8 protein-coding genes and 3 tRNA genes are annotated in these 10,056 nt (G+C 35.8%); 6 read left to right on the top strand and 5 right to left on the bottom strand.

Features of this window, described 5'->3' with window-relative positions; translation table 11 throughout:
• Positions 1-422 precede the first annotated feature (422 nt).
• Complete coding sequence (locus tag B0A67_RS24245) at positions 423-1,517, top strand: outer membrane beta-barrel protein (RefSeq protein WP_072961502.1); 1,095 nt, start codon at positions 423-425, stop codon at positions 1,515-1,517.
• 418 nt (positions 1,518-1,935) lie between these two features.
• Here B0A67_RS24245 and B0A67_RS24240 read toward each other — a convergent pair whose 3' ends face one another.
• The 5 genes from B0A67_RS24240 to B0A67_RS24220 all read right to left on the bottom strand — a co-directional run bounded on the left by B0A67_RS24240 (position 1,936) and on the right by B0A67_RS24220 (position 7,574).
• Positions 1,936-2,841, bottom strand: a complete 906-nt coding sequence (locus B0A67_RS24240) for an N-acetylmuramoyl-L-alanine amidase (protein WP_072961499.1) — start codon at positions 2,839-2,841, stop codon at positions 1,936-1,938.
• A 33-nt stretch (positions 2,842-2,874) separates the two neighbouring features.
• Complete coding sequence (locus B0A67_RS24235; RefSeq protein WP_072961497.1) at positions 2,875-3,447, bottom strand: hypothetical protein; 573 nt, start codon at positions 3,445-3,447, stop codon at positions 2,875-2,877.
• A gap of 43 nt (positions 3,448-3,490) precedes the next feature.
• Positions 3,491-4,804, bottom strand: coding sequence for a 30S ribosomal protein S12 methylthiotransferase RimO (gene rimO, locus B0A67_RS24230; RefSeq protein ID WP_072961494.1), 1,314 nt, complete (start codon positions 4,802-4,804; stop codon positions 3,491-3,493).
• A 215-nt stretch (positions 4,805-5,019) separates the two neighbouring features.
• Positions 5,020-6,522, bottom strand: coding sequence for an OmpP1/FadL family transporter (locus B0A67_RS24225; RefSeq protein ID WP_072961491.1), 1,503 nt, complete (start codon positions 6,520-6,522; stop codon positions 5,020-5,022).
• Positions 6,523-6,569: 47 nt separating this feature from the next.
• Complete coding sequence (locus tag B0A67_RS24220) at positions 6,570-7,574, bottom strand: hypothetical protein (protein ID WP_072961488.1); 1,005 nt, start codon at positions 7,572-7,574, stop codon at positions 6,570-6,572.
• 101 nt (positions 7,575-7,675) lie between these two features.
• On the opposite strand from B0A67_RS24220, the gene proS reads away from it, so the two are divergent.
• The 5 genes from proS (at position 7,676) to rpsT (ending at position 9,944) form a co-directional block, all read left to right on the top strand.
• A complete protein-coding gene (gene proS / locus B0A67_RS24215; RefSeq protein ID WP_072961485.1) occupies positions 7,676-9,154 on the top strand; it encodes a proline--tRNA ligase in 1,479 nt (492 codons plus the stop codon).
• 77 nt (positions 9,155-9,231) lie between these two features.
• Positions 9,232-9,303 (top strand) — tRNA-Glu (locus B0A67_RS24210).
• Positions 9,304-9,350: 47 nt separating this feature from the next.
• Positions 9,351-9,422, top strand: a tRNA-Glu gene (locus tag B0A67_RS24205).
• Positions 9,423-9,465: 43 nt separating this feature from the next.
• A tRNA-Glu gene (locus B0A67_RS24200) sits at positions 9,466-9,537 on the top strand.
• Positions 9,538-9,692: 155 nt separating this feature from the next.
• Entirely contained in the window at positions 9,693-9,944 is a 252-nt protein-coding gene (gene rpsT, locus B0A67_RS24195; protein WP_041517133.1) for a 30S ribosomal protein S20, read from the top strand.
• Positions 9,945-10,056 lie beyond the last annotated feature (112 nt).

Raw genomic sequence — 10,056 nt, 5'->3', positions numbered from 1 at the left:
CTTTTTTGCTTTTTTGATTTTGGTTATAATATAGTTACCCCTATTTTTTTATGGGGTGTTTTTTGTTTTTTATTTTTTTATTGTGTTTTTGGTTGGTTTTTTGGTGTGTGTTTTTGTGTTTGCCCTTTGTTTTTGTGTTTGTTTCGTTAAAAATGATTGTCAAATTTTCAAAAACAAATCGGTATAAATGCCAAATCACGATTATTGTTATTCTAATTTTTGTAATCCGTAATTCTTCTCTTAATTCATCAAAAAAATGAATTTCAATTCTTTTACTCATACAAAAGTTAATAAATTCGCTAATGAAAATGAGGATGTTTGAGAGGCGAATAAAAGGTTTTAGAATTGACTTATACTATTGAATAGCTATATATAAAGATTAACTAACCAGAATCAATTAATAACTAAAAACCAATTAAAACATGAAAAAAGTAGTACACATTTTAGCCGCGATGTTAACGAGTTCTTTTGCTTTTGCCCAAGATGATACTGATGCTTCAGTTTCACCAGCAACTACTTGGGGAGGATCGGCAGACGCTTACTATAAGTATGATTTTTCAAAACAAATGAATGGATTAACGAGCTTTACCAACTCACAAGATTCATTCGAATTAGGAATGGCTTCCATTCAGGCAGGGCACACGTTCGGGAAAGCCTCTGTTTTTGTAGACTTAGGTTTCGGAAAAAGAGCCGGAGAGTTTTCATATAATGAAACAACAGATAAAGATATTGATGCAAAATTTTTAATTAAACAATTGTTTTTCACTTATCAGATAACAGAAGAATTTAAAGTTGTGGCAGGTAGTTTTGGAACACATATAGGATATGAGGTTTTAGATGCGATAGGAAATAAAAACTATAGTATGTCTTATGCATTTTCTTATGGGCCGTTCTTTAATACAGGTGTAAAAGCACAATATACTTCTGGAAAGTTTACCGCAATGGCAGGAATTACAAATCCTACTGATTTTAAATCAGCTATGGATGCCGGTTCAACCCAAAAGACATTTATAGCACAATTGGGTTATATTGGCGAAACAGGAAGTGCTTATTTGAACTTTACGTCAGGAAGTACGAATCCTACTCCGGGAACTTTAGTAATACCATCTGATGAGAATAAAACACAGATTGATTTTGTAGCGTCAAAAACAATAACAGATGCTTTTTCTTTAGGATTCAATGCAACTTATGCTAAAACTAAAAATGACTTTGACAGCACTTTAGATGGTGATTGGTTTTCACTTGTAGGGTATGCTAATTATGCTTTCAAGCCGTCTTTGAGTTTAGCTTACAGAATGGAATATTTTGATGCTAAAGATGCCGCAGCCAATGTAGGAACACTAATGGGATCAAACGTTTTTGCAAATACAGTTTCTTTAAATTATAAAGTTGGAAAACTGACTATAATTCCTGAGTTAAGATACGATGCTGCCTCAGAAGATATCTTTTTAGATAAAGATGCTTTACCAACAGGAGGATCATTCTATGCACTAATTGCTACTACATACTCTTTCTAGAGACAAAGATTGATATTTTTTTTTTTTTTTGGAGCTGTCGAAACACACTAATGTTTTGGCAGCTTTTTTATTTGAATTTAATTCTAGCGTAATTTTTATTGCCACAGATTAGAGGGTTAAAGAGATTATTATTATGTTTTTTTTTTACCACGAAGTATACTAATTAAAACGCATCTTGGCTCCATATTCAAATAATAAATGGTTAAGGATTGCTTTTGTAATTCGTTGTAAATTAGTAAAAATCAGTTTTTTTAGTACGAGGATGAATGATTAAAAATCCGTGAGAATTCGTGTGATTAGTGGCTGAAAAATATATTTAATCCTTTAAGCTGTGTCAGATTAGTTTTAAGTAAAAACAAAAAAAACGCGTTTCTAAATGTTTTAGAAACGCGTTTTGTATTTTAGTGTTTTTATCTTTTTACTGCACTTGCTTTTTGTAAATCGAATAAATAGTATCTATTGTTTTTCTGTCTAAAGTAGCTGTTACATCAGTTTGAATATAATGTAATTTGAATGCCATAATGGCTGCTGAAAGATTTTTGGTATTATATCCTATAATCCTCAATGCCGGTTCGATTTTAAAATCAAAGGGAGCTTCTTCTAAAATGGCATCTGGCCAAATTCCAAATCCTTTTTCTGCCAGGGTTTTCCAAGGGAATAAAGCACTCGGGTCTTGTTTTCTGCCTGGTGCAATATCAGCATGACCTAATATGTTTTGGGTCGGGATATTATAGTCTTTCTTTAATTTTGTCAAAAGAGCCACTAAACTGCCAATTTGCGCTTCTGTAAAAGGTTTAAAACCATTGTTGTCAAGTTCTATTCCAATTGAAGAAGAGTTAATATCGGTGTTCTTCCCCCAGGTTGCAGCTCCTGCGTGCCATGCTCTTAAATAGTCATTTAGCATTTGAACCACTTTTCCATTTTCAGAAATGATGTAGTGCGCACTTACCTGTGTTTTAGTTTTAGTAAAAGTCTTTATCGTTTGCTGAATAGAATCCTGAGCAGTATGATGAATAATAATAAAACTAGGCTTTCTTAGATTAAAGTTTACAGTCCCAATCCATTCCGTATTGATACCATTTAGTAAATAAGTAGAACCTGTTTTTGATAAAGTGTCTTTTACAATTCCAAGCTGTTGGGCATAGGTAGTATCAATAACTACCGGACTAACAGGGGGAATTGGTTGAGGTTCTTTACTTGTAATTTGGTTCTCTAAAGATTTAAGTTGCTGGTCGTAAACCTTTTCTGTGGTTTTGTAAGGGTTCGTAGAACAACCAGTAATAATAAGGGCTAAAATCAGATAACAAAAATGTTTTTTTGTCATAATGGTTACGTTTTTTAGATGAGGTTGAAACAATTATTCTAGGGTTTTTGTTGTTTCTGCGTCTTCTTTAACTTCTTTTGTTTCTTTGTCTTTAGAATCTTTTTTCTTTTTTGATTTAGATGGCTTTTTTATCTCTTTAAAGTCAGCCATAAAAGCAGTATATTTTTCTACCTGATCAGGATTTAGAAAAGCAGTTATTTTTTTAGTGGTACTTTCTCTTAAAGCTTTAATTTGCTCCAATTTTTGATCCTGACTGCTGCTTTCATTTTTTAAAAGAATTCCTTGTTCCTTCATGCTGTCAGTAAAAACATTTGCTATGGCAATTGCCTGAAGTTCATCAAGTTTAACTACCGGTTTCATTTGTTCTACGATTTTAGCAGCTGTTTCTTCAGGAGGTGTTTCTTTGGGTTTGCTGGTATTGCCTTGTGGGCCTCCCATCATACTTCTGTCCATACCGCCGCCTCTTCCGTAGCCATTACCATAACCGCCGCCGCCGTAACCGCCGCCGCCATAACCATTATTATATCCGTTTCCGTATTGAGCAGAAACAGAATTGAAGCAGAATAAGGTAAAAACCAAAAGAAATAAAGATAGTGTCGGTTTCATAAAAAATGTTTTTATCTAAAATGGATAATTCTTTAGCGTAAATTTAAGCAGGTTCTCCGTATAAATCAAATTCTGTTGCTTCTATTATTCTTATATTAACAAATTCCCCTGTTTTTACATAATGTTTAGAAGCGTCAATTAGAACCTCATTGTCTACATCCGGGCTGTCAAATTCAGTTCTTCCCACAAAATGAGCACCTTCTTTTCTGTCAATAATACATTTAAAAACCTGACCTACTTTTTCCTGATTCAGATCCCATGAAATTTGCGATTGCAATTCCATTATTTCGTTTGCTCTGGCTTGTTTTACATCATCCGGAACATCGTCTTCCAATAAATAAGCATGTGTATTTTCTTCGTGAGAATAAGCAAAACATCCCATTCTGTCAAATTTCATTTCCTGAACGAAATCTTTCAGGATTTCAAAATCTTCCTGAGTTTCTCCAGGGTATCCAACGATTAAAGTCGTTCTGATCGCCATTCCGGGAACAGCAGCACGGAAATCTTTTAATAATTGAGTCGTTTTAGCCTGAGTAGTACCACGACGCATCGATTTTAATATAGCATCCGAAATGTGTTGCAACGGAATATCAATGTAATTACAAATCTTAGGTTCGCGTTTCATTATTTCAAGAACATCCATCGGGAAACCGGTAGGGAAGGCATAGTGCAAACGAATCCATTCGATTCCTTCTACTTTTACCAATGCTTCTAAAAGTTCTCCAAGATTTCTCTTTTTATAAATATCAAGACCATAATAAGTTAAGTCCTGAGCGATTAAGATCAATTCTTTTACGCCATTTTTGGCTAAACCTTCAGCTTCTTTAACTAATTTTTCAATTGTTTGAGAAACGTGTTTACCACGCATAAGCGGAATAGCGCAAAAACTGCAAGGTCTGTCGCAGCCTTCAGCAATTTTTAGGTAAGCATAATTTTTTGGAGTAGTAGTCAAACGTTCTCCTAATAATTCATGTTTATAGTCAGCTCCTAAAGCTTTCAATAACTGAGGTAATTCTGTTGTACCAAAATATTGATCTACATTAGGAATTTCTTTTTCTAAGTCAGGTCTGTAGCGCTCAGATAAACATCCTGTCACAAAAACCTTGTCAACTAGTCCTTTGTCTTTTTTGTCTGCATATTCCAAAATCATATTTACTGATTCAGCTTTGGCATTGTCAATAAAACCACAAGTGTTGATTACGATAATGTTTCCTTCTTCTGCGGCAGGCGCTTCATGAGTCACTTCTTTTCCGTTTGCACGAAGCTGTCCCATCAAGACTTCACTGTCATATACATTTTTCGAACACCCAAGAGTGATTACGTTAATTTTGTTCTTTTTTAAAGACTTGGTTCTCATACTTTTATAAATTGGAGTGCAAAATTACACTTTTTTATTCAAACTGCGCTTGTTTCGGTTTCTTTTACGTGTTTTTTGTGAAGCTAATCCCGCTGTCCGCTATATCTTTTCATCCGCAAAAAAGCGGATAAAAAGGATGTCGCTTCCATCGGGGCTAAAAAAAAATCCGCCAGGTAACACCTGACGGAAATTTCCATTCATCTATTTATTCTTAATTACAATTCAAATAATAAAGTCAAAGAAACATTATTTAGTTTCGATGTAATGTTGGCGCCATCGGTAAATCCTGTAGCAAAAAATCCCTGATTCGATTTTCTTTCTAAATAAGAGTATGCTAAATCTACTTTAGTTCCTCCAAAGTTATATCCTAAACCACCAGAGTAGCTGTTTAAGTCTCCAATTGTAGTTCCGTTTTTATAAGGACTTCCTTCAAAACGATATCCACCACGCAGGCTTAATTGCTTTATTTTGTATTCAGCACCAACTCTTAATTCACCGGCATTTGTCAATTGATTGCTGATGTCACTGTTTACGCCTCTGAATCCTGCATCATTAGTTGGTTTGTATTTTGCATTTCCGTAATCTTTAATAGCGTAGTCAACACTAATTAAACCGGATTTTCCAAATACATAAGCTGCACTAAAAGTTGTTTTTCCAGGAGTTTGCAGTGTATAAGAATCGTAAACGTTTATTATGTTTGGGTTGACAGAATTGTTTATTGGCTGCCCGCCTAAAGCTTGTGTGGTTGTATATAAACTTTGGGAAACCTCGTCGTATAGTTCGTACCAGGTATTTGATTCATATGCTAAACCAAGTCTGAATGATTCTGTAACTTTAGCGATAGCTCCAAGTTGAAATGAGAAACCATTTCCGTATGTGTAAAGGTTGTTGTTGAATTCTAAATCAGATATAGTTTCGTTTGGTTGCAGAGGATTGTCATTTTGCTCATAGAAACTGCTTGATCTTCTGTAATCGGTAATGTGTACATTTAAATTCGCCCCAAAATAAATTCTGTCTTTATATGAGGTGGCGATATTGAAGCTTAATTTACTATTGTATCCGCTAGTGTAAATGTTGTTTTCATGATAATAATTACCTCCTGCTGGTACGTTACTAGTGTATTGGGTGTTATTGTCATTGGCAGTAACTGGATTGATTACATAGCCTTCTCCGCCAAAAAAGGCTTGCTGTTGCTTGTAGGACATATCTCTGTAATCTAAGTGTGTTATGTCTTTTAAAGGTACTCCGTTTGCCCAAGCTAAAAAGTATTTGTCAATAGAGTTCGTTGGATTTGTTCCTGCAGAAAAAACACTATTGTTGAAATTGTTCGTGTTTTCATAATTCACTCCAATAGCAATTTTCTTCCAGTTATTATTAGGATTGTGATCGTGAAAAACAAAAACAGCTCCGGCTTGGTTCAGTAAGAAAGAATTTTCTTTATCGCTTGTTTGTGTTCCAAAATAGTTAGAGTTGTTTTTAATGTTCTGATTGCTAAAAGTTATTCCTGTCTGATTATTTGCGAAAACAGCAGATCCGGCTGGATTGACGCTCAAGGAAGATAAATCTCCGCCAACGGCTCCAAATGCACCGCTCATTGCTCTGAATCGTGCCGTTCCTGTTAAATTGTCTTGTGAGTAGCGAAGGGCATCTGATACTTCTTGCGAGTGTGAGACGCTAACAGTTAGTCCTGTGATAAATAGGAATAATATTTTTTTCATTTGGATAAGTTTTAATGTGATTTTTTTTTGATGAGGGAAAGAAGAGATTATCTTCTTCCGCCTCCGCCTCCGCCGTATGATCTTCCGCCGCCACCGCCACCGCCGCCAGATGATCTCATGCTGCCCCCGCCGCTATTGTTCATAGAACGTGATGGACTTGGAGAGTAACTTCTTGATGGTGCGCTGTTATTGCTGTTGTTATAATTTCTAGTCGATGTACTGTTGCTCGATCTTCTGTTAGAGTAGTCGTAGCTATTGCTTTGACCCTGAGTTGTATTTCTTCTATTGGTAAAATTAGGATTTGAAGAATTATAGTTTCTTCCGTTTGTACTGGAACTTCTTCTGAAATCTGTATACCCGTTTTGTCTATTGGTGGTATAGTTTCTGTTTGAGTTGTAGCTTCTGTCAGAAGTAGAATTTCTGGTAGTATAGTTTCTGTTTGTTGTGAAACTTCTGTTGGTGTAACCTCTGTTAGAAGCATAGTTTCTGTCTCCGTAATAAGATGCAGAACCTCTTCTTCCATAACTATAAGAGTAATTGTTGTATCTGTTGTATCCAGGTCCCCAATAGCCAGGGTAGCCCCAACCCGGGTAACCCCATCCTGGGCCCCAATAATTAGGGTAGCCCCAATATCCTCCTCCGTAACCCCATCCGTAATATGGGTATCCAAATCCTAGTCCGAATCCCATCGACCATGAAGGGTCAGAGTAAATATTTACTGAAACCTCTGAATTGGCACTTCCCCAAGCAGGGTAAGCGGTTGCTACTGTTTGTGTACTGTCGCTATCAGAGTAATTGCCATAGCTGTCAACATCTGTAAAAATTTCAGACGGTTGATTGTCATCTTGTAATGATCTAAAGTAATCTTTATATTGGTTATTAGTGTTTGTGGTAGTTGTCTGAGCATAGGTTCTTGGTGAGCCACCGTATACGCCATCGTTATCGTGGTAAGAAGTATTTTGGTAAGAACCACAAGATGCTAATAGAAAACTCAATAATCCAATTAAGTAAAAATGACTTGAGTTTTGGCGGAGAGTTGTATAAGTTTTCATATCTGTGGAGTTTTTTATTGTTGCACATTACAAAAATAGTTAGTTTTGTCAAACTATTTAGTTAAAATTATTAAAACAAAATTTGTGCCAAACTATTCAATATGAGTAAGAACCTCACTACAAGATCAGAAGATTATTCAAAATGGTATAACGAGCTGGTTGTAAAGGCAGATCTAGCCGAAAATTCGGGCGTTAGAGGATGTATGGTTATTAAACCTTACGGATATGCTATTTGGGAAAAAATGCAGGCTGAGTTAGACCGCATGTTTAAAGAAACAGGACATCAAAATGCGTACTTCCCTTTATTTGTGCCTAAGAGCATGTTTGAGGCGGAAGAGAAAAATGCAGAAGGATTTGCAAAGGAATGTGCTATCGTAACACATTATAGATTAAAAAATGATCCGGACAAACCCGGAAAACTAATGGTTGACCCAAATGCGAAGTTAGAAGAGGAGCTTATTGTTCGTCCTACCAGTGAAGCAATTATTTGGTCGACTTATAAAGGATGGGTGCAATCGTATAGAGATTTGCCTTTACTGATTAATCAATGGGCAAATGTAGTGCGTTGGGAAATGCGTACGCGTTTGTTTTTGCGAACAGCTGAGTTTTTATGGCAGGAAGGTCATACAGCGCATGCTACAAAGGCAGAAGCCTTAGAAGAATCTGAAAAGATGATGAATGTATATGCTGATTTCGCTCAGGATTTTATGGCAATTCCGGTTGTTAAAGGGATAAAAACTGAAACCGAACGTTTTGCAGGTGCTGATGAAACCTATTGTATTGAAGCTTTGATGCAGGACGGAAAAGCGTTGCAAGCCGGAACGTCTCACTTTTTAGGTCAGAACTTTGCAAAAGCATTTGATGTAAAGTTTGCAAATGCCGAAGGAAAGCAAGAGCATGTATGGGGAACTTCATGGGGAGTTTCTACTCGTTTGATGGGGGCTTTGGTAATGACACACTCTGATGATCAGGGATTGGTATTGCCTCCTAATTTAGCGCCAATACAAGTAGTTATTGTGCCTATTTATAAAACAGACGAGCAATTGGCTGAAACTACAACTGCAGTAAATGATTTAACGGCTAAACTTAAGAAATTAAAGATTTCAGTTAAATACGATGACAGAACAACTCAAAAACCAGGATTCAAGTTTGCTGAATGGGAATTGAAAGGTGTTCCGGTTAGGATTGCTGTTGGGCCAAAAGATTTAGAAAACGGAACTTTTGAAGTGGCCAGACGTGATACATTGACAAAAGAGACGGTTTCCGGAGAAGGAATTGTTACTTATATAAATGACTTATTAGAGCAGATTCAGGCTGATTTATTTAATAAAGCGTTAAGCTATCGTGATACTCATATTACGGAAGTAAATAGTTTTGAGGAATTTAAAGAAGTTTTAGACGGTAAAGGTGGGTTTGTATCGGCTCATTGGGACGGTACGGCTGCTACTGAAGAAAAAATAAAAGACTTGACAAAAGCGACAATTCGTTGTATTCCTTTAGACGCTGTAGAAGAGGCGGGAGCCTGTGTGTTTACTGGGAATCCTTCTTCAAAAAGAGTATTGTTTGCGAAGGCATATTAATTTTTTTTAATTTTTTTTGCATCAGGTATTGTACATCTTAAAAATAGTTGTATTTTTGCATCCGCATTAGAGAAGCAGGCCCGTTCGTCTATCGGTTAGGACGCATGGTTTTCATCCATGTAAGAGCGGTTCGATTCCGCTACGGGCTACTACTTTTTTACTGCAAAAATGTTCTTGAAATACTGAGAATTAAAATGGCCCGTTCGTCTATCGGTTAGGACGCATGGTTTTCATCCATGTAAGAGCGGTTCGATTCCGCTACGGGCTACAAGGATACCTCTATTTAAATATAGAAAAACTTAGAAGGATATGGTCTGTTCGTCTAGGGGTTAGGACTCCAGGCTTTCGTCCTGGTAACAGGGGTTCGATTCCCTTACAGACTACTAAAATTAGTTGTGAATAAGTTTTGTAAAATAAAAGTTGGTGTCTCGATTTTTGTTTTATTAGTTAAAACCAAAGTGATTGTTTTACAATTGTGGGAGGTTTTTCTTTTTTAACTAGTATCTATAATAATTATTACATCTAAAATTAAAACAAAATGGCAAATCATAAGTCAGCATTAAAAAGAATCAGAAGCAACGAAAAAAGAAGAGTTCTTAACAGATACCAACATAAAACTACTCGTAATGCTATTAAAGCATTAAGATTGGCTACTGATAAATCTGATGCAGCTTCAAAATTATCAACTGTAATCTCTATGATTGATAAATTAGCTAAAAAGAACATCATTCATGATAATAAAGCTTCTAACTTGAAGTCTAAATTAACGAAACATGTTGCTAAATTGTAATTAATTACAATTTCCTAAAATATATAGAAAGCCCTCTTTACGAGGGCTTTTTTTTGGTTTGGATAAAACTGAAAATTCCAAAATTACAATTCTTGGATCAAACGCAAAGCTT

Source organism: Flavobacterium aquidurense, from assembly GCF_002217195.1.
In the GTDB taxonomy this organism is placed as follows: domain Bacteria; phylum Bacteroidota; class Bacteroidia; order Flavobacteriales; family Flavobacteriaceae; genus Flavobacterium; species Flavobacterium frigidimaris.
The sequence above is the reverse complement of the archived record's forward strand: the minus strand, read 5'-3'. Positions and strand labels throughout refer to the sequence as shown.

Excerpts from the sequence above, each read along its gene's own strand:
- B0A67_RS24245 (WP_072961502.1), top strand. The coding sequence starts at position 423 with ATGAAAAAAGTAGTACACATTTTAGCCGCGATGTTAACGAGTTCTTTT.
- B0A67_RS24240 (WP_072961499.1), bottom strand. The coding sequence starts at position 2,841 with ATGACAAAAAAACATTTTTGTTATCTGATTTTAGCCCTTATTATTACT.
- B0A67_RS24235 (WP_072961497.1), bottom strand. The coding sequence starts at position 3,447 with ATGAAACCGACACTATCTTTATTTCTTTTGGTTTTTACCTTATTCTGC.
- rimO (WP_072961494.1), bottom strand. The coding sequence starts at position 4,804 with ATGAGAACCAAGTCTTTAAAAAAGAACAAAATTAACGTAATCACTCTT.
- B0A67_RS24225 (WP_072961491.1), bottom strand. The coding sequence starts at position 6,522 with ATGAAAAAAATATTATTCCTATTTATCACAGGACTAACTGTTAGCGTC.
- B0A67_RS24220 (WP_072961488.1), bottom strand. The coding sequence starts at position 7,574 with ATGAAAACTTATACAACTCTCCGCCAAAACTCAAGTCATTTTTACTTA.
- proS (WP_072961485.1), top strand. The coding sequence starts at position 7,676 with ATGAGTAAGAACCTCACTACAAGATCAGAAGATTATTCAAAATGGTAT.
- rpsT (WP_041517133.1), top strand. The coding sequence starts at position 9,693 with ATGGCAAATCATAAGTCAGCATTAAAAAGAATCAGAAGCAACGAAAAA.